Raw genomic sequence first — 24,493 nt, forward strand, 5'->3', positions numbered from 1 at the left:
GTAAACCACTGACAAGCAATTGGCGCAGGCAAAATGGCCGACGACGAGATCATCCTTTCCGAACTTTCCGACGACGAGCTGGTGCAGCAGATGCACGACGATCTCTATGACGGGCTGAAGGAAGAGATCGAGGAAGGTACCAACATTCTGCTCGAGCGCGGCTGGGTGCCCTACAAGGTGCTGACCGAGGCACTGGTCGAAGGCATGCGCATCGTCGGCGAGGACTTTCGCGACGGCATCCTGTTCGTTCCCGAAGTGCTGCTTTCGGCCAATGCGATGAAGGCCGGCATGTTCATCTTGCGCCCGCTGCTCGCCGCCACCGGCGCGCCCAAGCAGGGCAAGATGGTCATCGGCACCGTCAAGGGCGACATCCACGACATTGGCAAGAACCTCGTTGGCATGATGATGGAGGGTGCTGGCTTCGACGTCATCGACCTCGGCATCAACAATGCGGTCGAGAAATATCTCGATGCGATCGAGCAGCACCAGCCCGACATCATCGGCATGTCGGCACTGCTGACCACGACCATGCCCTACATGAAGGTCGTCATCGACACGATGAAGGAAAAGGGCATCCGCGACGACTATGTCGTGCTGGTCGGCGGCGCGCCGCTGAACGAGGAATTCGGCAAGGCCGTCGGCGCCGATGCCTATTGCCGCGACGCGGCGGTGGCGGTCGAGACCGCCAAGGCCTTCATGAAGCGCAAGCACAATGTGCGGGCTTGAGCACGGCAGTCGGCCCAAGTTTGTGACCGAGAGCGCCGTCATGCACTGGAATGGCAAGATGGCCAGAATCGCATGGCTCGAAGGGGGCTAAGGTCTGTATGCGTATCGAGTCGATCAAAGTCTATCAGGTGCATCTGCCTGTCAAAGGCGGTGCCTACCGGATGGCCAGCGATACCGTGCAGGATCTGGACAGCACGCTCGTTGAAGTGACCACCGAGGACGGGCTGTCAGGCTGGGGTGAGACTTGCCCGGTCGGCCCTGTTTATCAGCCCCAACATGCTCTGGGTGCGAGAGCGGCAATTGCCGAAATAGCGCCTGGACTCGTCGGCGAGGACACTACGTCTATGCGCCGCCTGGCGAAAAGAATGGACGAGCGGTTGAACGGTCACAACTATGCCAAGGCGGCCCTGGATATAGCTCTCCTCGACCTCGCCGGCCAGCGGCTGGGCGTTCCGGTTTCGACACTTCTGGGCGGTGCGCTCACCGATCGTGTGCCGTCCTACTACTCGACCATTGTCGGTGCACCGGACGAGACGGCGCGCATTGCCGTCGACAAGGTCAAGGCCGGTTACCCACGGCTTCAGATCAAGATAGGCGGACGGGATCTCGAGCAAGACGTCGCCACCGTGCACAAGGTATGGGAAGCGGTTGGCTTCACGGCCCGGATAGCCGTCGACGCCAATCGTGGCCTCACCGCCGCGGCGGCGCTGCACATCGACCGGCTTTGCCAGACAATCCCGTTTGTGTTCGAACAACCTTGCAACACCATGGAGGAAGTCGCGAGCCTCAAGGGACGCGTTACCCATCCGGTCTACCTCGATGAGAGTGCCGAGGATTTGAATGCCGTCCTACGGGCAGTTTCTTCAGGTATCGCGGACGGATTCGGATTGAAGGTCACCCGCCTTGGCGGCCTCACCAACATGGTCACGGTCCGCGACCTGTGTGCGATACGATCTCTTCCGCACAGCTGCGACGATGCTTGGGGCGGGGACGTCATCGCCGCGGCATGCGTGCATCTCGCAGCTACCGTCGAGCCGAGACGTTTCGAGGGCGCCTGGATCGCGCAGGAATACATCGAAGGGCATATCGACCCCGTAAATCCCGTCATTATCGAAAACGGGCATATACGCGTCCCGCAGATGCCAGGGCTTGGTGTCAAACCTGAGCGCTCCCGGCTCAAAGGGCCGGTCGCGGCTTTCGGAGGATGAGGATCCGTGATGTTTATGGCAATTGTAGCTGGCTGGTATCGTCGGCAGCTAACCGCAGAAGTGCTTTTGCGAACTTCCAGAACGTCAGGTGGCGCGCCTTGGGCTGGCGCTGCAGGACTTCATGAGCCGCAAAAAAGCCGATATGCAGGATGCGTGGTGTTGATAGGCTCAAGCCATCAAAAGCCGGAGATTCTGCATGAGACTGACAGTGCTCGTTGCCGCCCTTTCGATAGTCTTGCCGACTGCCGCCGTCGCCGGACCGGCGTCCGACGCCGTGAAGTTCTTCTATGTGCCGGCGGTCAAGTTCGAGGCCGACGAACAATATCGGGATCGGTTCACCGAGCCGGTGACGAAACTGTTCGATCTGAACGACCAGGCAACGAAAAAGAACCCGGACCAGGTTGCGTGCATCGACTTCGATCCTGGTCTCGACGCCCAGGATTTCGATCAGAAGACCGTCTCGAAAACGCTGAAACTGTCTGAGAAACGGGATGGCGACAACGCGGAGGTTACGGCGTCCTTCAGCCTTTTCTCGGAAGGCGACGATTCCAAACGGGAAATGGTCTGGTCGCTTACGAAGATCGACGGCAAATGGAAGATATCGGACATTGCGTCCAAGACCAGCGACTGGAAGCTCAGCGCGCTGGAATGCATGGCCGGCCAGACACCGGAGTGATGCGATGGCCCATCGTCCGTTCCTGGCACTATCGAGTGTGTGCCTGCTGGCGGTGGGTCTGAGCGGCGCCGCCGCGCAAGGTTTGTTGGGTGCGCCGCCGGCGAACGCCCCGGCTGACGCTGCGCCGGGCGACAGCGGGGCGCCGCCTGCAAATGCGCCGGGCGGAGCTGTGGAGCCGGCAACGCCGCCGGTTGGATGGTCGCCAGCCGAAGCCGCGCCAGCCGCACCGATCCTGCCGGGCTCGCCGACGGCGGTGGTGCGGCCGTTTTACGATCAGGTCGGACTGGAGATCGATCCGTCAGAGCGCGGCCATTTCATCGATCCGGCGAAAACCGTGCTCGACAAGAGCGACGCCTTGCGCAAGTCCGGGCAGGGCGAGTGCCTCGACCCCAACATGGCGCTGGACAATGCGGACTATGACAAGGCCGAGATCGACAAGAGCCTGAAGACGCTCGAGGCGATCAACGGCGACCAGGCCAAGGTCATCGTCGCTTTCGTTATCGCTGGCAATCCGCACCGGCTGGAATGGAAATTCAAGAGGGTCGACGGCGACTGGAAGATATCGGACCTGCTGTCGGTGACCGGCGAATGGGCACTCAGCCAGTATCAGTGCGAATGAGCGGGAGACTAACCCCGCCCGCGATAGGGCGCCACCCCGGTGTCCGGCAGCCATGCGCCTTCGGGCGGCGCGCCGGTCTGCCAGAACACGTCGATCGGAATGCCGCCGCGCGGATACCAATAGCCGCCTATGCGCAACCACAGCGGCTTGGTTGCCGCCACAATACGGCGGCCGATCATGACGGTGCACTCTTCATGGAAGGCGCCGTGGTTGCGAAATGAGGTCATGAACAGCTTGAGCGATTTCGATTCCACCAGCAGCGTATCGGGTGCGTAGTCCATGACGATATGGGCGAAATCCGGCTGGCCGGTGACCGGGCACAGCGAGGTGAATTCCGGGCAGGTGAAGCGCACGATCGCCGGCGGCCCATCGCCGCGCGCAAACGGCACGGTTTCCAGGACCGCTGCTTCGGGGCTCTGTGGCGTCTCGACGTGCGCGCCGAGTTGGGTGAGGGTTTTGGTGTCGATCATGGCGGATCCTTATCTCATGTCGCCCGGAAGTGCGTGTGGGGACGACATGCTTGAAAACGAATTTCGCCGCTCATTACCACAATTTGAAACCGCAGGAAGACGATGACCAGCAACGACCCGCTTCTCCAGCCTTACCAGCTCAAACATTTGACGCTGAAGAACCGGGTCATGTCGACCAGCCATGAACCGGCCTATTCCGAGGATGGCATGCCGAAAGAGCGCTACCGGCTCTACCATGCCGAGAAGGCCAAGGGCGGCATGGCGCTGACCATGACCGCCGGCTCGGCGATCGTTTCGCGCGATAGTCCGGCCGCCTTTGGCAATCTGCACGTCTATGACGACAGGATCGTGCCGTGGCTGGCCGAGCTCGCCGATGCCTGCCACGAGCACGACTGCAAGGTGATGATCCAGATCACTCATCTCGGCCGCCGCACCGGCTGGAACAAGGCTGACTGGCTGCCGGTGCTCTCGGCCTCGCCGGTGCGCGAGCCAGCGCATCGCGCTTTTCCCAAGACCATCGAGGACTGGGACATCGAACGCATCATTGCCGACTATGCGTCAGCCGCCCAGCGCTGCCAGGCCGCCGGTCTCGACGGCATCGAGTTCGAGGCCTACGGCCATCTGATCGACGGCTTCTGGTCGCCAGCCACCAACCATCGCGACGACGAGTTCGGCGGTTCGCTCGACAACCGCTTGCGCTTCACCAACATGGTGCTCGATGCCGTGCGGGCGGCGGTCGGCGACACATTCGTCGTCGGCATCCGCATGGTCGCCGACGAAGATTTCGAAAAAGGCCTGTCGAAGGCGGAGGGCATCGAGATCGCCAGGCGGCTGGCCAATTCCGGCAAGGTCGATTTCCTCAACATCATCCGCGGCTCGATCGAGACCGACGCGGCGTTGACCAAGGTTATCCCGGTGACGGGCATGCGTTCTTCGCCGCATCTCGATTTCGCCGGCGAGGTGAGGGCGGCGACAAAGTTCCCAACCTTCCATGCGGCGCGCATTTCCGACGTCGCCACCGCGCGCCACGCAATCGCCACCGGCAAGCTCGACATGGTCGGCATGACCCGCGCCCACATCGCCGATCCGCACATCATGAAAAAGGTGATGGAGGGCCGCGAGCACGAGATACGCCCATGTGTGGGCGCAACCTATTGTCTCGATCGCATCTATGAGGGCGGCGAAGCGCTGTGCATCCACAACGCGGCGACCGGCCGCGAGGCTGATATTCCGCACATCATCGTCAAGACCGAAGGGCCGAAGCAGAAAATTGTCGTGGTCGGCGCCGGCGCCGGCGGGCTGGAGATGGCGCGGGTTGCAGCCGAGAGAGGCCACAAGGTGACGGTGCTTGAAGCGTCGAGCCAGGCCGGCGGCCAGGTGCGGCTGGCCACGCAGAACCCGCGCCGCAAGGAATTGATCGGCATCATCGACTGGCGGCTGGCCGAACTCGATCGGCTCGGTGTCGAGATCCGCTACGACACCTGGGCCGAGAAGGACGATGTTCTGGCGCTGTCACCCGACGTGGTGGTGGTCGCCACCGGCGGTCTGCCGCAGAACCCGCCGCTGACGGCGGGCGACAATCTGGTCACCTCGAGCTGGGACATCATGGCCGGCAGCGTCAAGCCGGCCGAAAACGTGCTGCTCTATGACGACAATGGCGGCCATCAGGGCATGGGTGCGGCCGAACTGATCGCCAATGCCGGCTCGAAACTCGAACTTATCTCGCCGGAGCGCTTCTTTGCTCCGGAAATGGGCGGCTTGAACCACGTGCCATACATGCGCGCGTTCCAGGAAAAGGGCGTCACCATCACCATCAACACACGGCTGCGTTCGGTGCGGCGCGAGGGCAACCAGCTGGTCGCCGAACTGGCCTCGGATTTCGCCGATGGCTGGCGCGGCGAGCGCAGGGTCGACCAGGTGGTGGTCGAGCACGGCACCTTGCCGCTCGATGATCTCTATTTGTCCTTGAAGCCGCTATCGAAGAATGGCGGCGCGGTCGACTATGAGCGTCTGGTGAGTGGTGGCGACATCTTTCCCAAGCGCAATCCAGAAGCACGCTTCGTGATGTTCCGCATCGGCGATGCGGTCGCCTCGCGTAACATCCATGCCGCCATCTATGACGGCATCAGATTCGGCTTGCGGATCTGAAATTAGGTATCGCGAGGATAGGTGGCGCGCGGTCCGACCTGCGTACGAGAGCCCGTGTACTTCGGTCTGGCCGCGCGCCCGCACGTCATTGGCTCGTCGCCAGACAACGTACGATTCTGTGAGGTTGTGCTGCGTCTCAGACCATCCTGGCGACTGCCATGCACAGCACCGTGACGACCAGCAACCAGGCGGCAATGCGCTCGCCCGTCGCCATTCTGGCGCGCAGTTGCGTTTCGGTTTCCGCATTCGCACCGGCAAGTCGTCTGCTGGGCGCCCTGACCATGGCGCCGAGCACACCGGCGGCGGCGAAAGCGGCCAGGATGCCAAGCGCCAGCACCATTTCCGTCGAGCCGAAATAGGCGCCGTGGAAGAAATACCAGAGCAGCGCTCCGGTCAGGAAAACCATGCCAGCCGAGCCCATCTGCGGCTGGATGAAGCGTTCGGCCCGGATGTCGGGGTCGCGCGCCAGCGTGATCGTGGTGCCTGCCCAGAAAACACCGGCCATGACGTGAAGGCCGATAACGACGATGTAGACATACTGCATGATCGGATCTCCTCTCGCACCCGCCATCCTCACATGGTTAGATATCTAACGGTTAGGTGTCAATGTATAAATCGGAGCCAGTTCCATCAACCGTTCCCTTGTTCTAGTGTCTTGCAATGACGCCCTTCGAACGCCCGCCAGTTGGCATGAATCTCGGTCGAACCGCCAAGCTGGTTGCCCAGGCCTTTGACGCTGCCCTGGTCGAGGCAGGCGGTACGTTGCCGGTCTGGCTCACACTGCTGTCGGTCAAGTCGAGCAAGCTTGCCAATCAGCGCGAACTCGCCGGCATGATCGGCATCCAGGGGGCGACGCTGACCCACCATCTCAACGCGATGGAGGCACAGGGCCTGCTGACGCGCCGCCGCGACCCCGTCAACCGCCGGGTTCATCTGGTCGAATTGACTGCGGCCGGGGAAGCAATGTTCGAGACATTGCGCAAGGCCGCGTTGTCCTTCGACAAACGGCTGCGGATGGGGTTGTCCGACGAGCGGCTGGCGGAGTTCGCGCAGGTGCTGGCGGCGTTGCGGGCCAATGTCGAAGCGCCGAGCTTCGGGCAATTGCTGACGACTTTTCCCGGTGACAGGAACGATATCCCGCCTCGTTTCCGCAAACCGGCTCGCAAAGTCAAATCATGACGGCCGGCTCAGTCGTCGTAGCCCTGGATTGCCCCAAAGGTGTAATGGCGCAGCTTCAGCGCGGTGATCAGGTTGGTCAGCTTCGTCTTGCCGTCGAAGCGGTCCTGGAACATCTCGTCATGCATCAGCAGGATCAGTTTGCCGGGCTTGACGAAGCGGCCATAGCCGAACAGGTGATCGATCTCGCTGACCAGATGGTCGACGCTCTGCACCGGTTCGCCGCTGTCCTTGTGTACCCATTCGTGGTCCCAGCCGTAGAGATAGAAGCCTGAGGCCGCGACAAACTCGTAGTCGGGCTCTTCACGCCCCTCCTGGGCGAGGCCAAGCGAGGTGTCGTTCTTCGACATTGAGGGCAGTCTGAACACGTCGCGCCCCGGCAGCCGCGCATGCACCACGGGTTTGAGCCCAAGCACAACGTTTGCCCGCATCATGTCGGCGACGACGCCTTCGGTGTCGGCGTAGTAGTGCTGGTAGCGGTTGTTGGCGTGGCTGTAGCTGTGGTTGCCGAGCGTCACCAGCGCAAGCTGCTTGGCGCGTTGGACGAGCGTCCGGTTGCCGGCGCTCGCCTGCGCATGCATGCCGACCATGAACATGGTTGCTGGAACCTGCTCGGCTTCCAGCACATCGAGGATGTTGCTTGTGCCGCTCAGCGGGCCATCGTCGAAGGTAAGATAGATGGTGCGATCGGCCCATGGGCGGGGCCCGCGAAAATCAACAGTGCCGCCAGGACAAACCGAAACGGTGCCATCACCTACGCTATATCCGGTTGCAATTCACGGTAGGCGGCCATGTCCACGACGGCTTGTCAAGGCGGCCTGGCAGCACCTACGCCAGGCTTCCTTGCAGCACCGTCAGCTTGGCCTTCTTCGGCATGCGGGCGGTCAGCCATTCCAGCGCCTTGTCCTGCGGCATCGGGAAGGCGATGGAATAGCCCTGCACCTGGTCGCAACCGATCGCCATCAGCGATTCGAGTTCGGCCTCGGTTTCGGCGCCCTCGGCAACGATCGAGATACCGAGGCCGCGCGCCAGCTCGGTGATGGCGCGCACGATCTTCGAGTTGTCGCCATTCTCATGGATGTTCTGGACGAAGCGACGGTCGATCTTCAGCCGGTCGATCTCGTTCGGGTTGACATGGCTGAGCGAAGCATAGCCGGTGCCGAAATCATCGAGTTCGAGATGCACCCCGGCTGCCCTGATGTGGCGCAGCTTGGCGGCTATGCCCGTCTTCTCGTCATCGAGAATGACGGATTCAACGATTTCCAGCGACAGTTTCTGTGGCGGCAGCCCGGCCTTTTCCAGCGTCTCGAACAAGAACGCATCGAAATCGTGCTCGCGCAGTTCGGTGCCGGAAACATTGACGGCAAGCCGCCCGAAGGCAATGCCGGCGCGGTTCCATTCGGCGGCCTCGTTGATCGCCTTGGTGATGACGATGCGGCCGATCTCGGGCATGAAGCCGCATTTCTCGGCGACCGGAATGAATTCGCCGGGTGGGATCATGCCGCGCTCGGCATGGTTCCAGCGCACCAGCGCCTCGATGCCGCTGATCGTGCCGTTGCTCAGCGAGACCTGCGGCTGGAAATAGACCTGGAACGCCTGCTCGGCGATGGCGACCTTGATGTCGTGCTCGAGCTGCTTGCGATAGTCGAGCTCGCGGCGCAACTCCTCGGAGAAGAAGGAGAAGTTGCCGCCGCCCAGCTTCTTGGCGGAGTACAGCGCCAGATCGGCGTGCACCAGCAGGTCCTGGGCATTGTCGGCGTCGATCGGGTAGACGGCGATGCCGGCGCTGGCTCCGGGGAGAATGGTCGTGCCCTGGAAGACGATCGGCTCGTTGATGTGCGCCAGGATGCGCCGCGCCAGCATGTTGATGTCTTCGGTGCCGCCTGCGCCGCCGAGGATCATGACGAACTCGTCGCCGCCCAGGCGCACGCACAGATCCGACGCCCGGCAGGAGTCGCGCATGCGCTGCGCCGTGACGACCAGCACATAGTCGCCGGCGGCGTGGCCGAGCGTATCGTTGATCTGCTTGAATCGGTCGAGGTCGAGCTGGACGACGGCAAGGCGCTCGCGACGCCGATGCGTGCCCTTGATCAGCGTGTCGAAATGATCGGTCAGGAACGTGCGGTTGTGCAGGCCGGTGAGGCCGTCATGCACCGCGATGAAGGCCATGGAATTGCGCGCGTCGATCAGCTCATGCGTCTTGCGCAGGATAGCATTCGACATCGGCCTGAAGATGAAGAGCGCTACCAGTACGATGACGCCGAGGGTGGCGTAGAACAGCGTGCGGTGGAGGGCGAGCAGCTTCTCGGAGCGCTCGTCGGCGTCAGCAGTGATGCGCTGGCCAAGCGCGGCGTAGCCCGACAAGGTGGCGTTGGCGACAGAAGCATCGAGATTGACGCGTTCGTCGCCGCCCTTGTAGCCGCCATTGCCGGTGAACTGGGATTCATAGGCCGAGATCAGGCGGTCGCCATTGGCGATCAGCCCGACGGAGAAATAGTCGAGGTGAAAGGGCTTGGCGAAAAGGACGCTCTCGATCGACTTCGGGTCGAGCTTGGCCGGCGATTGCGGATCGGCTCCCGTCTGCTCGAGCAGCAGATCGTAGTTCGTCTCGAACTCAGCCGTTGCCTGCTTGAGCGCGCTGACCAGCGCCGGCTGCTTGTCGCGCGAACCAGCACTCGTTGCGCTGGCAAGGAAGACGATGCGCTGCGACAACGTCTTTTGCGTGCTGACAATGTCGAGCAAGGTGTGGTTGTGCTGTTGGGTGGCCATCATCTGCTGCAGCAGGATGAAAGAGGCTATCACCATGGCCGCAATGATCAGCAGGGCCAGCCAATAGCCAGCCTTGATCAGCAATATGAGCTTGCCTGAAACGGTTTGCACCGGCTGCTGCGACATTTTCGGGGGCGGCCCTCTCGCCAACGGATTCTTGCTGCGAGGACCATTGGCCTGCAAATGTTAACAGGTCTGGAAATCGACAGCCGGCCGGCAAGGGGGAGACGTGGAAAGATCGCGAAATGGTTATCGGCCCGTTTAGCGCTGTACCGGCATTTGAGCGGTCATCGGCCACGCGATTTGTCGCGGCGTCGCTTCCGTGGCCGCGAGGCAATCAACATCGGGGTCACGTCGAGCCGCTTGCCACCGATCCGGTCGTTTTTGCGATGGATTTTTCGCGCGGACGAGACGACAGTCGGCCCACGTCAAACGAGGCTCGATCATGACCGCAGCATTCCTCTCCCACATCGACAGCGAACTCGCGGGGCTCAAATCGGCAGGCCTCTACAAATCCGAGCGAGTGATCTCTTCGACCCAGTCGGCGCAGATCGAGGTCGGTGGGCAGAAGGTGCTTAATTTCTGCGCCAACAACTATCTCGGCCTCGCCGATAGCGCCGACCTGCGTGCGGCGGCCAGCCAGGCGCTCGACCGCTATGGCTACGGCATGGCATCGGTGCGCTTCATCTGCGGCACGCAGGAGGAGCACAAGCAGCTCGAGGCGACGATTTCATCCTTCCTCGGCCTGGAAGACACCATTCTTTACGGCTCCTGTTTCGACGCCAATGGCGGCCTGTTCGAGACGCTGCTCGGCGAAGACGATGCGATCATATCCGACGCGCTGAACCACGCCTCGATCATCGACGGCGTGCGGCTGTCGAAGGCAAAGCGTTTTCGCTACGCCAACAACGACATGGCCGACCTCGAAGCGCGCCTAAAGGAAGCCAAGGATTGCCGCTTCCGGCTGATCGCCACCGACGGTGTGTTTTCGATGGATGGCATCATCGCCAACCTCAGGGGTGTCTGCGACCTTGCCGAGAAATACGACGCCATGGTGATGGTCGACGACAGTCATGCGGTCGGCTTCGTCGGCCAGAACGGCCGCGGCTCGGCCGAACATTGCGGCGTCGAGGGCAGGGTCGACATCATCACCGGCACGCTCGGCAAGGCGCTCGGCGGCGCGTCCGGCGGATACACATCGGGCAAAAGCCAGGTGGTCGACTGGCTGCGCCAGCGCTCGCGGCCCTATCTCTTTTCCAACACGCTGATGCCGGCGATCGCCGGCGCTTCGATCAAGGTGTTCGAACTGATCCGCAATGGCGACGCCTTGCGTGAGCGCCTCTATGCCAATGCGGCGCGGTTCCGGTCGCAGATGGGCAAACTCGGTTTCACATTGGCCGGCGCCGACCATCCGATCATTCCGGTGATGCTGGGCGATGCGACGCTGGCACAGGAGATGGCGGCGCGCATGCTGAAGCGCGGCATCTATGTCATCGGCTTTTCCTTCCCGGTGGTGCCGAAAGGCCAGGCGCGCATCCGCACGCAGATGTCGGCGGCGCATTCCAGCGCCGACATCGACCGCGCGGTGGAAGCGTTTGCCGCCGTCGGGCGCGAACTCGGGGTGATTGGATGAGGCTTTACCCTCCCCCTTGTGGGGAGGGTCGACGAGCGACCGCTTGCAAGGCAAGTGGTCGGGAGACGGGGTGGGGTGCGCACAGATCTCCACCGACGAACTTTTGGACCCCCACCCGGCCCTTCGGGCCACCCTCCCCACAAGGGGGAGGGTAAGGAGCTAGATATGTCGAACATGATGAAGGCGCTGGTGAAGGCCAAGGCCGAACCGGGCATCTGGATGGAAGAGGTGCCGGTGCCGGAAATCGGCCCCAACGACGTGCTGATCAAGATCAAGAAGACGGCGATCTGCGGCACCGATGTGCATATCTACAATTGGGATCAGTGGGCACAGAAGACGGTGCCGGTGCCGATGGTGACCGGCCATGAATTCGTCGGCACCGTTGCCGATTTCGGCGCGGCGGTCACCGAATATAAGGTCGGCCAGCGCGTGTCGGGCGAAGGCCACATCGTCTGCGGCCATTGCCGCAACTGCCGTGCGGGGCGAGGGCACCTGTGCCGCAACACGCTCGGCGTCGGGGTCAACCGTCCGGGCGCTTTCGGCGAGTATCTGGCAATCCCGCAGCACAATGTGGTGCCGATCCCCGATGATGTGCCGGACGAGATCGCCGCCATCTTCGATCCCCTGGGCAATGCCGTCCACACCGCATTGTCCTTCGATCTGGTCGGCGAGGATGTGCTTGTCACCGGCGCCGGGCCGATCGGCATCATGGGCGCGCTCGTCGCGCAATGCGTCGGCGCGCGAAAAGTTGTCATCACCGACATCAACCCGGTGCGGCTGGCACTGGCGAAAAAGCTCGGCGTCCAGCATGTCGTCGACGCCTCGAAGGAAAAGCTGCGCGACGTCATGCCGGCGCTCGGCATGACCGAGGGTTTCGACGTCGGCCTCGAAATGTCGGGCGCCGCGCCCGCCTTCCGCGACATGATCGACACCATGAACAATGGCGGCAAGATCGCTATTCTGGGCATCGCGCCGACCGGCTTCGAGATCGACTGGAACAAGGTCATCTTCAAGATGCTGCATCTCAAGGGCATCTACGGCCGCGAGATGTTCGAGACCTGGTACAAAATGATTGCGCTGGTGCAGGGGCCGCTCGATGTTTCCGGGCTTATCACGCACCGCATCGGCATCGACGATTTTCAGATCGGTTTCGATGCCATGCGCAGCGGCAGCTCGGGCAAGGTGGTGATGGACTGGTAGGCGTTGGTTGGCGCCTTTCCGTGGATGCCGTGGGACAGCACCCCCCTCTGGCCTGCCGGCCATCTCCCCCGCAAGGGGGGAGATCGGATGTCACCATTGCTTTCGCCGATCATCAGCGTTGCTGAGATCGCGGGGACGCCGAAGCTGCCAATCTCCCCCCTTGCGGGGGAGATGTCCGGCAGGACAGAGGGGGGTGTGAAGGATCACTACCGGGCACACAACGCCCCTCCAGCGCCGCGACCCCGCTGACGATCGCCGCCCGCTCTTCCTCACCAAACCTCGCCAGCAACTCCTGCTCGAACGCCTTCGCCAGCGGCACCATCTCGCGATAGGCGGCAAGCCCGGCTTTGGTCAGGTTCAGATGTTCGACCCGGCGGTCTTTCTCATCAGGTGTCCGCACGAGCCAGCGCCGCCGTTCGAGTTCAGCCACGGCGCGCGAAACCTTGGTCTTGTGCATGGCCGATTGCGCGCCGATCGCAGACGCCGTCATCGTGCCATGCTGCCCCAGCCCCGAAAGGGTGCGCCATTCCGGCCGCGTCAGGCCATGGCTGTCCTTGTATATTCGCGAAAATTCGCGGCTGACGGCGTCGGCAAGCCTGTAAAGCCGGTAGGGCAGGAAATTTTCCAGATTGAGAATTTCAGGCGCGTCGGACGCTTCGCTCTTGATCGCCATTTTTCAAAGCCGCCATTGATGGTTACATTTTCGATCGTTACAAATGAAACCAGTTCGGTCAATTGATATCCATTCCGGGAGGAAGCAATGGCCTTTTCCTACATGCCGGGTTTCGGCAACGACTTCGAAACCGAAACCTTGCCGGGATCGCTGCCGCAGGGGCGGAATTCGCCGCAGCGGCCGGCCTACGGCCTCTATGCCGAGCAGCTTTCGGGCTCGCCCTTCACCGCCCCGCGCGGCACCAATGAGCGCTCCTGGCTCTACCGCATCCGACCGAGCGTCAAGCATACCGGCCGCTTCAAGGCTGTGAGCTATCCCTTGTGGAAGACTGCGCCCAATGTCGGCGATCATGAGCTGGCGCTCGGCCAGTATCGCTGGAATCCGGTGCCGATGCCGAAGGAACCGACCGATTTCATCGCCGGCATGCGCAGCATCACCACCGCCGGCGACGTGCTCGGCCAGACGGGCATGGCGGCACATGTCTATGTGGCCAACCGCTCGATGGGTGACGATCATTTCTTCAACGCCGACGGCGAATTGCTGATCGTGCCACAGGTCGGCGCTTTGCGCTTCGTCACCGAGATGGGCGTCATCGAATTGAGGCCCGGCGAGATCGCCGTGCTGCCGCGCGGTCTGGTCTTCAAGGTCGAGTTGGTCGACAAGGAAGTGCGCGGCTATGTCTGCGAGAACTACGGCGCCAAGCTTACGCTGCCTGACCGTGGCCCGATCGGCGCCAACTGCCTGGCCAACCCGCGCGATTTCAAGACGCCTTGCGCCTGGTTCGAGGAAAAGGAAACACCGTGCCGGCTGACGGTGAAATGGTGCGGAAATTTCCATGTCACCGAGATCGGCCATTCGCCGCTGGATGTCGTTGCCTGGCACGGCAACTACGCGCCCTACAAATATGATCTGGCGACCTTTTCGCCAGTCGGAGCGCTGCTGTTCGACCATCCCGATCCGTCGATCTTCACGGTGCTGACGGCACCGAGCGGCGAGGAGGGCACGGCCAACATCGACTTCGTCATCTTCCCGCCGCGCTGGCTGGTGGCCGAAGATACGTTCCGGCCGCCCTGGTACCACCGTAACATCATGAGCGAGTTCATGGGCCTGATCCACGGCCAGTACGATGCCAAGGAAGAGGGTTTTGTGCCCGGCGGCATCAGCCTGCACAATCTGATGCTGGCCCATGGGCCGGATGCGCCTGGCTTCGAAAAGGCCTCGAAAGTCGAGCTGAAACCGGTCAGGCTCGACAACACCATGGCCTTCATGTTCGAGACCCGCTTTCCGCAGATGCTGACCCGCTACGGCGCCGAACTCGAAACCCGGCAAGACAATTACATCGACTGCTGGGCCGACCTGAAGAAGCGCTTCAACGGCACGCTGGAGGGCGACTGGTCTTGAGCACCGAGCCAATGCCGGACCGGCTGGTGATTTTGGGTTCGAAGGGTGGCCCGGCACTGCGGCCGGGCGGACCGTGGCCGAGTTCGTCGCTGCTTGAGATCGGCGGCCGCGGCATCGTCGTCGACTGCGGACTTGGCGTGACGCGGGGTCTGGTCGATGCCGGCATCAGCCTGAAGGCGCTCGACCTGATCTTCATCACGCATCTGCATTCCGACCATGTGCTGGAACTGGGCCCGCTGATCCACACCGCCTGGACGGCGGGTCTGGCAAACCAGGTCAGCGTGTTCGGTCCGCGGGGCACCGGCCACTACTGGCGGCGTTTCTGTCAGGCGATGGAGTTCGACATCGAGATCCGCATTGTTGACGAGGGCAGGCCGGATATTCGCGAGCTGGTTTCGATCGTCGAATTCGGCGAAGGCCAGGTGGTCGAGCAGCGCGGCTTGAAGGTGACGGCGCTGCGCGTCGACCATCCGCCGGTGACCGAGTGCTTTGCCCTGCGTTTCGAGCATGGCGGGAAGAGCGTGGTGTTCTCCGCCGATACGGCCTTCTTTCCGCCATTGGCTGATTTCGCCAAAGGCGCCGATATCCTCGTCCACGAAGCCATGCTGGAGGAAGGCATCGAGCGGCTGGTGGCCAAGACCGGCAATGGTGCGCGGCTGAAAGAGCATCTGCTCGCCAGCCACAGCTTTGCCGAAGAGGCCGGCAGCATCGCCAGCGATGCCGGCGTCAAGAGGCTGGTGCTCAATCACCTCATTCCGGCCGACGATCCCGGGATTGTCGAGGCGGACTGGATCGCCGCCGTCAGGAAAACATGGGCCGGCGACTTGACGATCGCCCGCGACGGCCTTGTTGTAGAATTAAGCGGCAGAAAAGCTGCACAAGGAGAGGAAACCGTATGAAGTTTGCCACATTGAAGGACGGGACGCGCGACGGCAAACTCGTCGTCGTCTCGCGCGACCTGACACGCTTCACCGACGCCTCGTTCCTGGTGCGCACGCTGCAGGCGGCGCTCGACGACTGGCGGCGCATCGCTCCGCACCTCGCGACAATAGCGGAATCGCTGGAGAACAATGCGGTGCCGGCGGAGCGCTTCCACGAGCATGACGCCCATTCGCCGCTGCCGCGCGCCTATCAATGGGCTGACGGCTCGGCCTATGTGAACCATGTCGAACTGGTGCGCAAAGCGCGCGGCGCCGAGATGCCGGCGAGTTTCTGGACCGATCCGCTGATCTACCAGGGCGGCTCGGACGCCTTCATTCCGCCACGCGACCCGATTCGCATGGTCGACGAAGCCTTCGGCATCGACATGGAGGCGGAGGTGGCTGTCATTGTCGATGACGTGCCGATGGGTGCAAGCCTCGATGAAGCGCGCGCCGCGATCCGGCTCGTCATGCTGGTCAACGACGTCACGCTGCGCGCGCTGACCGGGCCGGAGCTGGCGAAGGGATTCGGCTTCTTCCAGTCAAAGCCGTCCTCAGCGTTTTCGCCTGTCGCGGTCACGCCGGACGAACTGGGCAATGCCTGGGACGGCGGCAAGGTCAGCCTGCCGCTGCTCGCTGATCTCAACGGCAAGCCGTTCGGCCGGGCCAATGCTGGTATCGACATGACCTTCGACTTTCCGGCGCTGATCGTTCACGCCGCCAAGACAAGGCCGTTGGCCGCCGGCACGATCATCGGTTCCGGTACCGTCTCCAACAAGCTCGACGGCGGGCCGGGCAAACCTGTCTCGGCCGGTGGCGCCGGCTATTCCTGCATCGCCGAACTGCGCATGATCGAGACCATTGTGTCAGGCGAGCCCAAAACGCCGTTCCTGCGCTTCGGCGACACGGTGCGCATCGAGATGAAGGACAAAGCTGGGCATTCGATTTTCGGCGCCATCGAGCAGAAGGTCGAGAAATACGAGAGGTAAGGGCATGATGGGGGACACATTCTATCTGCTGGCCGGTGTCTGGGCACTCGCCATACTGGCGGTCTTCATCCAGGCGATCCGGCTGAGCTACCGCATCGAGGCGCGCTCGCCTGACCTGACCAACCGCAGCGGCTTTCCGCGCAAGGCGATGATGTTCCACACCATCACCAACATGAAAGTCGCGCGAGATCCGGAAACGCAAGCCATGCGGCGACACATGAACCGGCTTTTGCTGATCGTTCTCGCCGGATTTGCCGTTATGGGGGCGGGCTTGTATCTGGTGCGGTCAACCGGATGACGTCATGAACCTGCTGGATCACCTGCGCCGCATGGCCGGCAACAATCTCTGGTCGAACGATCGGCTCTATCGGGCGGTGCTGTCGCTTCAGCCGGGTGAGTTCGAAGCCGAACGCACCAGCTTCTTTCCGTCGATCAAGGCAACGCTCAACCACATACTGGCAGTCGATCTTCTCTATCTCGATTTTCTCGAGGAAGGGTGGTCTCGGCGCTGCCGCCCATGACGACTTCGTGTCGTTCGACGAGCCGGGGGCGTTGTTTGCCGCCCAGGTCGTAGCCGACCGGCGGTTGATCGCCTTTTGCGATCGGCTCTCGGCCGACGATCTCGATCGCCGCGTCATCACCGACCGGCGCGAGGACGGCATGATCCCGGAACGCATCGGCGATATCCTCGCCCACCTCTTCCTGCACGACATCCATCATCGCGGCCAGGTGCACGCGATGCTGTCCGGCGCCTCGGTCAAGCCGCCGCAGTTGGACGAGTTCCTGCTCGATTATGATGCGAAGCTGAGAAAGGCGGAAGTCGAGCGACTTGCGATTGGGGACGGCAATTAATTATTGTAGTTACGAAAATTCTTGACTCAATTATTGTAGGTGCATAAATTCAGATGAAGATCGTCTGGGACGAACCAAAGCGATTGGCCAATATCGAAAAACACGGCTTGGACTTTGCCGCACTGGATGACGAATTTTTCCTGGGCTCGACGATCCGAACGGCCAAAACCGGTCGTTTCATGGCAATTGGCCGGATGATTGATGGTGTTGTTGCCGTGATCTTTGCCCAGCTTGGCTCGGAGGGCATTTCGATAATTTCAATGCGCCCGGCCAGTCCCGTTGAAAGGAGGTTGTTTAATGACAAAGCGTAAGCCGCAGACAGAGTTCGAACCGGGGCACGGTTACCGCAAGGAAGACTGGGATGCTGTTTCAGATAATCCCGAATGGAGCGAAGAGGATTTCAGAAATGCCAGCCCCTTCGCCGAAGTGTTTCCGGATCTCGCCGAGAGCATTCGTCGTTCGCGCGGGCGGCCGGCGCTCGATAATCCGAAGAAACAGGTGACGCTCCGGCTGGACAGCGATGTGGTCGCCCAGTTTCGCGCCGGCGGTCCCGGTTGGCAGAGCCGGATCAACGATATTCTGCGCAAGGCAGTGGGCCTCGCCAAATAGACGCCTGCGAATATATGGCGGTGTCTACTCCGCAGCCTGCACCTTGATCACCCCACGCTTGATCTGGTCCTGCTCGATCGATTCGAACAGCGCGCGGAAATTGCCCTCGCCAAAACCTTCGTCGCCCTTGCGCTGGATGAACTCGAAGAAGATCGGGCCGATCACGGTCTTCGAAAAGATCTGCAGCAGGATCTTGGTCATGCCGCCGTCGACGACGCCTTCGCCGTCGATCAGGATGCCGTGCTTCTTCATCCGCTCGATCGGTTCGTCATGGCCGTTCACGCGATCGTACGACATGTCGTAGTAGGTTTCCGGCGGGTCGGGCATGAATTTCAGCCCGTTGTCGGCGAGTTTGTCGGTAGCGGCGTAGATCTCGTCGGTGCCGACGGCGATGTGCTGGATGCCTTCACCATTGTACTTCTTCAGATACTCGGCGATCTGGCTGGTCTCGTCCTTGGACTCGTTCAGCGGAATGCGGATCTTGCCGCAGGGCGAGGTGATGGCGCGGCTGACCAGGCCGGTGATCTTGCCGTCGATGTCGAAGAAATGGATCTGCTTGAAGCCGAACAGATTGCGGTAGAAATCCCACCATTTGTCCATCTGGCCGCGATAGACATTGTGGGTCAGGTGATCGAGATAATAGAAGCCGACGCCTTCCGGCCGCGGGTCGCGCGCACTCAGCCACTCGAACTCGGCATCATAGGCCGAACCCTTCTTGCCATAGGTCTCGATGAAATAGAGCAGCGAGCCGCCAATGCCGACGATCGCCGGCACGTCGAGCGCCTTGTCGGCGCCTTCGTAAGGCGTGGCGCCCTTGGCAACGGCATGATCGAAGGCATGCTTGGCATCGACCACCCGCCAAGCCATCGAGGCGGCGCAGGGACCGTGCTTGTCGACGAACTTCATCGCATGCGAGCCGGGCTCGGCATTGACGACATAGTTGATGTCGCCCTGGCGCCAGATGGTGATGTCTTTCGTGCGGTGCTTCGCCACAGCGATATAGCCCATGCGGGCGAACAGTTCGGCCAGTTTTTCCGGCTCCGCATGCGCGAACTCGACAAACTCGAAACCGTCGGTGCCGGCCGGGTTGTCCTTGCTGATCGTGGCGGGCGGGGCGTCGTGCGGGAAGGGGCCCATGATATTCCTCCAAAAGCTGGCTTGGCCTGAAAAGGCCATCTGACGCCATCATAGCGCGGAGCCGGTGCATGGTGCTTGCATTCAAACGCTTGAAATGATCACATCATGCGTGAAGCGTGCATAATGAGAGATAAAACCATGGATGGGACGCGCGTTGATCAGTTTGACCGCAAGATAATGGCGCTCTTGCAGAGTGACGCGCGGCTGACCAACAACGATCTGTCAGAGCGCGTGAACCTGTCGGCGTCGCAATGTTCGCGTCGCCGCCAGCGGCTGGAGGAGGACGGCTTTATCAAGGGCTATCGCGCCGTTCTCGACCGCGACAAGCTCGGTTTTTCCCTGGTCAACGTCATCTCGGTCACGCTCGCCACTCATAACCGCGACAATGCGCGGCGCTTCGGCGAACTGGTGGCGCGGCTGCCCGAGGTGCAGGAAGCGCACGCGCTGACCGGCGAGATGGACTACATCCTGAAAGTGGTGACGCCCGACTTGAAATCACTGTCGGAATTCGTCAACGGCGTTCTCCTGCCGCACGAATCCGTGCAGCACGTGAAGACGGCGATCGTGCTGGAGACGCTCAAGGAAACCGGCGCGCTGCCGATTTGAATCTTGGGCCGATCTAACCCCTCGATTGCTGGATCAGCCCATAAAGATTGGTGCAGCGGGCGCCAGAACGGCAATAGGCGAAGACCGGGCCGTCGAGTTCGTCGAGTGCTTCGGCCTGATCCTCGACATTCTCGGCAGTAATCTGGCCGCTGATGACGGGGATGTAGCGGAAGGCAAGGCCTGCGGCTTCGACCGCTGCCTTGACGGTGTCGGCCGAAGGCTGGCCGGGCTGCTCGTCATCAGGCCGGTTGCAGATGACGCTCTTGAAGCCGGCTTCCTTGATGGCGGCGACGTCTTCCGGCTGGATCTGGCCCGAAACCGAATAGTCCTCGCTGATCTCACGATATTCCATGACGATGTCCTCGCAATCTGATTTGGCGAGAGTCTTGCCATTCCCTGACGTGGTCGGCAACTCGAATCCTATGCCGAAGCCGGTTGAGCGAGCCGCGCCCTGGCGAAACGCGCCACGACGATGCCGGCAATCACTGCCGCAACGAAGATCGCTGTCGCCAAATAGCCAAGGCCAAGGGCAGGGATGGCTCCGCCGGGACAGAAGCCGGCAATGCCCCAGCCGATGCCGAAGACAGCGGCGCCGCCAACCAGCTCCGTGTCGATGACCTGTTTTGTCGGCAGTGCGAAGGCGGTCTCGAACACCGGCGTCTTGCGCCGATCGAATACGAGGCGATAGCCGACGAAGGCGACGGCAAGGCCGCCGGCCATGACGAAGATCAGGCTCGGGTCCCAGGTTCCGGCCACATCGAAGAAGTTCAGCACCTTGGCCGGATTGATCATGCCGGAAATGGCGATGCCAAGGCCGAAAACCCCGCCGATCAGGAATGCAGAGACGAGCTTGTTCATCGACTCAGCCTCCGATCACGTGGCGGATGATGAAGACGGTGGCGAAGGCAGTGACCATGAAGATCGCGACCGCAACGATCGAGCGTGGCGACAGACGCGCTATGCCGCAAATGCCGTGCCCGCTCGGGCAGCCGGCACCGAAATGCACGCCGAGGCCGACCAGGAACCCGCCGACGACAAGTGCCAGCATTGGCACCGGCACGCTGAAGGCGATCTGCCCACCGATGGCGATAAACAGAAGCGGCGCGGCCACGGCACCAGCGAGAAAGGCGGCCCGCCATTGCCAGTCAGATGCAAGCGGCGGGAGGATTCCGGTCAGGATGCCGGTCATCCCGGCGATGCGGCCATGAAAAGCCATCAGCAGCACCGCCGACAGGCCAATCAGGGCCCCTCCGAGTAGCGACTGGAACGGCGTGAAGTCTGTCATGGAGAGCCGGCTTTCGAACTGGGGTCGATCCGCGTGAGCCGACTATAGCGCAGATATACATTTTCGGCGGAAAATCCGGCCGGGCTATCTCCGCCCGGCCGGATCGTAGGCACCGGCCAATCAGCTGCCGAGAATGGCGCCTTTGATCTGACGGATGTTATTGTGCATCATGTCGATATAGGTCGCGGCCGGACCGTCGGGCTGCGACAGCGCGTCCGAATAGAGCGTGCCGCCGACCTTGATGCCGGTTTCGCTGGCGATCTGCTCGATCAGGCGCGGGTTGGTGATGTTCTCGACGAAGATCGCCGCGGCCTTGTCCTGTTTCACCTGGGTAACCAGCTTGGCGACGTCGGCGGCGGACGGTTCGGAATCGGTAGAGATGCCTTGCGGTGCCAGGAAAGTCAGGCCGTAGGCATGCTCGAAATAGCCGAAGGCGTCATGCGAGGTGATGACGACGCGCTTTTCTTCCGGGATCGAGGCGATCGCCGCTTTCACTTCACCTTCGACCGCGTCGAGCTTCTTGGTGTAGGCGGCGGCATTGGTCTGATAGCTGACGCAGCCATCGGAATCGGCCGCGCAGAAGGCTTCGGCGATGTTCTTCACATAGATCCTGGCATTGGCGATCGACTGGAAGGCGTGCGGATCGGTGACCGTCTTGCCGCCACCGGTACCGGCACCTTCGGCCGCATCGGCGTCGGCGAATTCAGGTTTGAAATCGATCGGCGTCACGCCTTTGGTCAAGGTGATGATAGACGCCTTGGTGGCGCTGGCATCGACCAGCCGCTGCAGAAACCCTTCGAAATGCAGGCCGTTGACCAGCACGATGTCGGCCTTGGCCATGGCCACAGCATCGGCCGGGCTCGGCTCGTAGACATGGGCGTCGCCATCCGGCCCCACGATGGTGGTGACGTCGATGCGGTCGCCGCCGACATTTTTGGCGAAATCGGCAATGACAGTGAAGCTGGCGACCACTTTCAGCGGTGCCGCGAAGGCCGACGATGCGCCAAAGGCGGTTAATGTTATAACGCTCATCGCCAGGGCGGCATGGATCGATTTCAGCATAGGCGGGTCTCCTTTTAGGGGCGGGGGATCAGGCCGTTCTGTGACGGTGGTGGATGATGCGCGCGCGCAGAATGCCGCGCGTGCCAAACAGGATCGAGGCGAAATAAACGACGCCGGCCGACAGGATGATGGCCGGGCCGGACGGCAGCGACGCGTGATAGGACAAAAGCAGCCCGGCGACGCAGGAGGCAAAGCCGATCAGCACCGCCAGCACGCACATCGGCTCGACGCGCACCGTCCAGAAGCGGGCGGCGGCGGCCGGCAGCATCATCAGCCCGACCGACAGCAAGGTACCGAGCGCCTGGAAGCCGCCGACGAGATTGAGCACGACAAGGCCGAGGAAGATGAAATGCACCGGGCTGCCGAGCCGGCTGACCGAACGCAGGAACAACGGATCGAGGCATTCGGCAACCAGCGCCCGCCAGAAGATGGCGAGGCTGACGAGCGTCACCGCGACGATGCCGCCGATCAGCGTCAGCGCTTCATCGTTGAGAGCCAGCACGGTGCCGAACAGCACATGCATGAGATCGACGCTGGAGCCGCGGATCGACACCATCAGCACGCCGATGGCGAGCGAAATCAGATAGAAGGCGGCCATCGAGGCGTCCTCGCGCTGGATGGTGAAGCGCGAGACGGCGCCGGCGCCGAGCGCGACGATGACGCCGGCGATCAGGCCGCCGATGGTCATCGGCAGGATTTCCAGCCCATAAAACAGGAAGCCGGCGGCGGCACCCGGCAGGATGGCGTGCGCCATGGCGTCGCCCGATAGGCTCATTCGCCGCAGCATCAGGAAAACGCCGATCGGGCAGGCGCCGAGCGACAGCATCAGCGAACCGATCAACGCCCGCTGCATGAAGCCGAAATCAGCGAAGGGCGCGATGACAAGACCGTAAAGCGTATCCATCAGGCAGCCCTCGGTCCGACGCCATGTTGATGGTCATGGTGGTCGTGATCATGGCCATGATCATGAGGGTGCTCGTCTGGCTCGCACCAGGGCGCATTCTCTTCCCAGGCTTCGTGGAAGCGGCGGGCCCGCAGCAGATTTTCAGGCTTCAGCGTTTCCCTGGTCTCGCCCCAGGCAATCGGCTGGCGCGCCAGCAACAATGTTTCGGGGAAATTCTGACGCACCAGGTCCAGGTCGTGGACGACCACCATGATGGTGCGTTCCTCGCCATGCCAGTGCTTGATCAATGCGATCAGGTCGCCGACTGTCTTGGCGTCGACGGCATTGAAGGGTTCGTCGAGCAGGATGAGGTCGGCGTCCTGCAGCAGGACACGCGCAAACAGCGTGCGCTGCAACTGGCCGCCCGACAGCGTGTCTATCGGCCGCTTCTCGAAGCCGCCGAGGCCGACCGCCATCAACGCCTTGCTGACGTCTTCGCGATCTTCCTTGGTGTAGCGGCCAAGCAGGCCGCGCCGTGGCCACAGGCCGAGCGAAACCAGATCCACCACCCGCGCCGGAAAAGAGCGGTCGAGTTCCGATTGCTGCGGCAGATAGGCAGCGCGAACGCCGGGTGTGCGGATAACCTCGCCGGCCATCGGCTTCAGGACGCCGACAATACCTTTCATCAGCGTCGATTTGCCGGAGCCGTTGGCTCCGACGACAGCCGTCAGCGAGCCCTTGCGGATGGTGCCGTCGAGATGATGGATTGCCGGATGGCTGCCGTAGCCAAGCGTCAGGTCGCGGAATGTCAGGCAGGTATTTGTCATTCTGCGATCCGTGGGGCGAAATCCGGCTGCGGGCAGCGGCCGATTGGATATGTGATGTTATTACATTAGTCAACAAGCCAATCCGGCGGAATTGCGGCTGGCGGGTCAACTTGCCGTGTGAGGATATCATATGCCCTTGGCCCAAGGGGATTCGACTTGGCGACCTTGCCCGAAGCCGGCCGCAACTCTAAAGAGGCGCAACCGCCACAGAAGGAACCATCCAATGAGCATTCGTCGCATCGATGTTGGCCCGCGCATGAGTCAGATCGTCATTCACGGAGATACCGTCTATCTGGCCGGTCAGGTCGGTCAGCCGACCGGCAACGTCGCTTCGCAGACCCGGGATATTCTGGCGGCTGTCGATGAGCTGCTGGCCAAGGCCGGCTCGGACAAGACCAAGATCCTGCAGGCGATCATCTGGCTGGCCGACATGAGCACCTTTGCCGAGATGAACGCGGAATGGGACAAGTGGGTGCCGCAAGGCAACACGCCGGCCCGCGCCACCGGCGAAGCAAAGCTCGCCGGCCCGGAATATCTGGTCGAGATTATTATTACGGCCGCGATTTGAGGCTGCGGCCTTCTACCTCCCCCTTGTGGGGAGGTCGGACCGTAGGTCCGGGTGGG

The 24,493-nt window shown here is 62.0% G+C and carries 27 protein-coding genes and 2 pseudogenes; 17 read left to right on the forward strand and 12 right to left on the reverse strand.

Translation table 11 applies throughout. The annotated features are described in order from the left end of the window. Window positions 1-33: 33 nt before the first annotated feature. The 4 genes from ACFOJ9_RS12360 to ACFOJ9_RS12375 all read left to right on the forward strand — a co-directional run bounded on the left by ACFOJ9_RS12360 (window position 34) and on the right by ACFOJ9_RS12375 (window position 3,229). The gene (locus ACFOJ9_RS12360) at window positions 34-726 is read left to right on the forward strand and encodes a corrinoid protein (RefSeq protein ID WP_378979132.1); all 693 of its coding nucleotides are present in this window, start codon (window positions 34-36) and stop codon (window positions 724-726) included. A gap of 98 nt (window positions 727-824) precedes the next feature. After that, the gene (locus ACFOJ9_RS12365) at window positions 825-1,934 is read left to right on the forward strand and encodes a mandelate racemase/muconate lactonizing enzyme family protein (RefSeq protein WP_378979133.1); all 1,110 of its coding nucleotides are present in this window, start codon (window positions 825-827) and stop codon (window positions 1,932-1,934) included. A 196-nt stretch (window positions 1,935-2,130) separates the two neighbouring features. Next, the gene (locus ACFOJ9_RS12370) at window positions 2,131-2,610 is read left to right on the forward strand and encodes a DUF3828 domain-containing protein (RefSeq protein ID WP_378979134.1); all 480 of its coding nucleotides are present in this window, start codon (window positions 2,131-2,133) and stop codon (window positions 2,608-2,610) included. A 4-nt stretch (window positions 2,611-2,614) separates the two neighbouring features. Then, window positions 2,615-3,229, forward strand: coding sequence for a hypothetical protein (locus ACFOJ9_RS12375; protein ID WP_378979135.1), 615 nt, complete (start codon window positions 2,615-2,617; stop codon window positions 3,227-3,229). Window positions 3,230-3,237: 8 nt separating this feature from the next. Here ACFOJ9_RS12375 and queF read toward each other — a convergent pair whose 3' ends face one another. Then, window positions 3,238-3,699, reverse strand: coding sequence for a preQ(1) synthase (gene queF / locus ACFOJ9_RS12380; RefSeq protein WP_378979136.1), 462 nt, complete (start codon window positions 3,697-3,699; stop codon window positions 3,238-3,240). Window positions 3,700-3,801: 102 nt separating this feature from the next. On the opposite strand from queF, the gene ACFOJ9_RS12385 reads away from it, so the two are divergent. Beyond that, window positions 3,802-5,847, forward strand: coding sequence for an oxidoreductase (locus tag ACFOJ9_RS12385; protein ID WP_378979137.1), 2,046 nt, complete (start codon window positions 3,802-3,804; stop codon window positions 5,845-5,847). Between the two features lie 136 nt (window positions 5,848-5,983). Here the strand turns inward: ACFOJ9_RS12385 and ACFOJ9_RS12390 are convergent, their stop codons facing one another. Further along, window positions 5,984-6,391 carry a hypothetical protein gene (locus tag ACFOJ9_RS12390; RefSeq protein WP_378979138.1) on the reverse strand — a complete coding sequence of 136 codons (408 nt, stop codon included), beginning with the start codon at window positions 6,389-6,391 and terminating at the stop codon, window positions 5,984-5,986. Window positions 6,392-6,537: 146 nt separating this feature from the next. Here ACFOJ9_RS12390 and ACFOJ9_RS12395 point away from each other — a divergent pair, with 146 nt between their 5' ends. Further along, window positions 6,538-7,026, forward strand: a complete 489-nt coding sequence (locus ACFOJ9_RS12395; protein ID WP_378979139.1) for a MarR family winged helix-turn-helix transcriptional regulator — start codon at window positions 6,538-6,540, stop codon at window positions 7,024-7,026. 8 nt (window positions 7,027-7,034) lie between these two features. Here the strand turns inward: ACFOJ9_RS12395 and ACFOJ9_RS12400 are convergent, their stop codons facing one another. Both ACFOJ9_RS12400 and ACFOJ9_RS12405 read right to left on the reverse strand, forming a co-directional pair. Continuing rightward, complete coding sequence (locus ACFOJ9_RS12400) at window positions 7,035-7,799, reverse strand: polysaccharide deacetylase family protein (protein WP_378987733.1); 765 nt, start codon at window positions 7,797-7,799, stop codon at window positions 7,035-7,037. A gap of 52 nt (window positions 7,800-7,851) precedes the next feature. Further along, window positions 7,852-9,918: a putative bifunctional diguanylate cyclase/phosphodiesterase gene (locus tag ACFOJ9_RS12405; protein ID WP_378979140.1), complete on the reverse strand. Its 2,067-nt coding sequence runs from the start codon at window positions 9,916-9,918 to the stop codon at window positions 7,852-7,854. Window positions 9,919-10,237: 319 nt separating this feature from the next. Between ACFOJ9_RS12405 and ACFOJ9_RS12410 the strand changes: the two genes are divergently transcribed. After that, window positions 10,238-11,425, forward strand: a complete 1,188-nt coding sequence (locus ACFOJ9_RS12410) for a glycine C-acetyltransferase (protein WP_378979141.1) — start codon at window positions 10,238-10,240, stop codon at window positions 11,423-11,425. Between the two features lie 165 nt (window positions 11,426-11,590). Beyond that, on the forward strand, window positions 11,591-12,625 hold the full coding sequence (gene tdh, locus ACFOJ9_RS12415) for an L-threonine 3-dehydrogenase (protein WP_378979142.1): 1,035 nt from the start codon (window positions 11,591-11,593) through the stop codon (window positions 12,623-12,625). Window positions 12,626-12,848: 223 nt separating this feature from the next. Here tdh and ACFOJ9_RS12420 read toward each other — a convergent pair. Beyond that, window positions 12,849-13,298 (reverse strand): annotated as a pseudogene (locus ACFOJ9_RS12420) (MarR family winged helix-turn-helix transcriptional regulator); the annotation flags it as partial. An 87-nt stretch (window positions 13,299-13,385) separates the two neighbouring features. Between ACFOJ9_RS12420 and hmgA the strand changes: the two are divergent. The 7 genes and pseudogenes from hmgA to ACFOJ9_RS12455 all read left to right on the forward strand — a co-directional run bounded on the left by hmgA (window position 13,386) and on the right by ACFOJ9_RS12455 (window position 18,069). After that, entirely contained in the window at window positions 13,386-14,699 is a 1,314-nt protein-coding gene (gene hmgA / locus ACFOJ9_RS12425) for a homogentisate 1,2-dioxygenase (RefSeq protein WP_378979143.1), read from the forward strand. Window positions 14,700-14,710: 11 nt separating this feature from the next. After that, the gene (locus ACFOJ9_RS12430) at window positions 14,711-15,598 is read left to right on the forward strand and encodes an MBL fold metallo-hydrolase (protein ID WP_378987736.1); all 888 of its coding nucleotides are present in this window, start codon (window positions 14,711-14,713) and stop codon (window positions 15,596-15,598) included. Continuing rightward, complete coding sequence (locus ACFOJ9_RS12435) at window positions 15,595-16,608, forward strand: fumarylacetoacetate hydrolase family protein (protein WP_378979144.1); 1,014 nt, start codon at window positions 15,595-15,597, stop codon at window positions 16,606-16,608. Before ACFOJ9_RS12430 ends, ACFOJ9_RS12435 begins: the two co-directional genes overlap by 4 nt. A 4-nt stretch (window positions 16,609-16,612) precedes the next feature. Beyond that, window positions 16,613-16,906, forward strand: coding sequence for a hypothetical protein (locus ACFOJ9_RS12440; protein WP_378979145.1), 294 nt, complete (start codon window positions 16,613-16,615; stop codon window positions 16,904-16,906). A 4-nt stretch (window positions 16,907-16,910) separates the two neighbouring features. Further along, window positions 16,911-17,460: pseudogene (locus tag ACFOJ9_RS12445) on the forward strand (DinB family protein). 53 nt (window positions 17,461-17,513) lie between these two features. Then, entirely contained in the window at window positions 17,514-17,771 is a 258-nt protein-coding gene (locus ACFOJ9_RS12450; RefSeq protein ID WP_378979146.1) for a BrnT family toxin, read from the forward strand. Continuing rightward, window positions 17,758-18,069 (forward strand): BrnA antitoxin family protein, encoded by a 312-nt coding sequence (locus ACFOJ9_RS12455; RefSeq protein WP_378979147.1) that lies wholly within the window; start codon window positions 17,758-17,760, stop codon window positions 18,067-18,069. Before ACFOJ9_RS12450 ends, ACFOJ9_RS12455 begins: the two co-directional genes overlap by 14 nt. Before the next feature lie 24 nt (window positions 18,070-18,093). On the opposite strand, the gene hppD is transcribed toward ACFOJ9_RS12455, so the two are convergent. Further along, window positions 18,094-19,206 carry a 4-hydroxyphenylpyruvate dioxygenase gene (gene hppD, locus ACFOJ9_RS12460; protein WP_378979148.1) on the reverse strand — a complete coding sequence of 371 codons (1,113 nt, stop codon included), beginning with the start codon at window positions 19,204-19,206 and terminating at the stop codon, window positions 18,094-18,096. 138 nt (window positions 19,207-19,344) lie between these two features. Here hppD and ACFOJ9_RS12465 point away from each other — a divergent pair, with 138 nt between their 5' ends. Next, on the forward strand, window positions 19,345-19,812 hold the full coding sequence (locus ACFOJ9_RS12465; protein ID WP_378987739.1) for an Lrp/AsnC family transcriptional regulator: 468 nt from the start codon (window positions 19,345-19,347) through the stop codon (window positions 19,810-19,812). A gap of 13 nt (window positions 19,813-19,825) precedes the next feature. Here ACFOJ9_RS12465 and ACFOJ9_RS12470 read toward each other — a convergent pair whose 3' ends face one another. From ACFOJ9_RS12470 to aztA, 6 genes are all read right to left on the reverse strand, one after another. Next, window positions 19,826-20,164 (reverse strand): TIGR01244 family sulfur transferase, encoded by a 339-nt coding sequence (locus ACFOJ9_RS12470; RefSeq protein WP_378979149.1) that lies wholly within the window; start codon window positions 20,162-20,164, stop codon window positions 19,826-19,828. A 68-nt stretch (window positions 20,165-20,232) separates the two neighbouring features. Beyond that, a complete protein-coding gene (locus ACFOJ9_RS12475; RefSeq protein WP_378979150.1) occupies window positions 20,233-20,670 on the reverse strand; it encodes a DUF6691 family protein in 438 nt (145 codons plus the stop codon). 4 nt (window positions 20,671-20,674) lie between these two features. Beyond that, the gene (locus tag ACFOJ9_RS12480; RefSeq protein ID WP_378979151.1) at window positions 20,675-21,097 is read right to left on the reverse strand and encodes a YeeE/YedE family protein; all 423 of its coding nucleotides are present in this window, start codon (window positions 21,095-21,097) and stop codon (window positions 20,675-20,677) included. 120 nt (window positions 21,098-21,217) lie between these two features. Next, the gene (aztC, locus tag ACFOJ9_RS12485; protein WP_378979152.1) at window positions 21,218-22,159 is read right to left on the reverse strand and encodes a zinc ABC transporter substrate-binding protein AztC; all 942 of its coding nucleotides are present in this window, start codon (window positions 22,157-22,159) and stop codon (window positions 21,218-21,220) included. Window positions 22,160-22,187: 28 nt separating this feature from the next. Further along, on the reverse strand, window positions 22,188-23,063 hold the full coding sequence (gene aztB, locus ACFOJ9_RS12490; protein ID WP_378979153.1) for a zinc ABC transporter permease AztB: 876 nt from the start codon (window positions 23,061-23,063) through the stop codon (window positions 22,188-22,190). Further along, window positions 23,063-23,869 (reverse strand): zinc ABC transporter ATP-binding protein AztA, encoded by an 807-nt coding sequence (aztA, locus tag ACFOJ9_RS12495; RefSeq protein ID WP_378979154.1) that lies wholly within the window; start codon window positions 23,867-23,869, stop codon window positions 23,063-23,065. The genes aztB and aztA overlap by 1 nt, the downstream gene beginning before the upstream one ends. A gap of 223 nt (window positions 23,870-24,092) precedes the next feature. Here aztA and ACFOJ9_RS12500 point away from each other — a divergent pair, with 223 nt between their 5' ends. Continuing rightward, complete coding sequence (locus tag ACFOJ9_RS12500; protein ID WP_378979155.1) at window positions 24,093-24,437, forward strand: RidA family protein; 345 nt, start codon at window positions 24,093-24,095, stop codon at window positions 24,435-24,437. The last annotated feature ends 56 nt before the right edge of the window (window positions 24,438-24,493 follow it).

The organism is Mesorhizobium cantuariense (assembly GCF_042647205.1).
Classification (GTDB): Bacteria; Pseudomonadota; Alphaproteobacteria; order Rhizobiales; family Rhizobiaceae; genus Mesorhizobium; species Mesorhizobium cantuariense.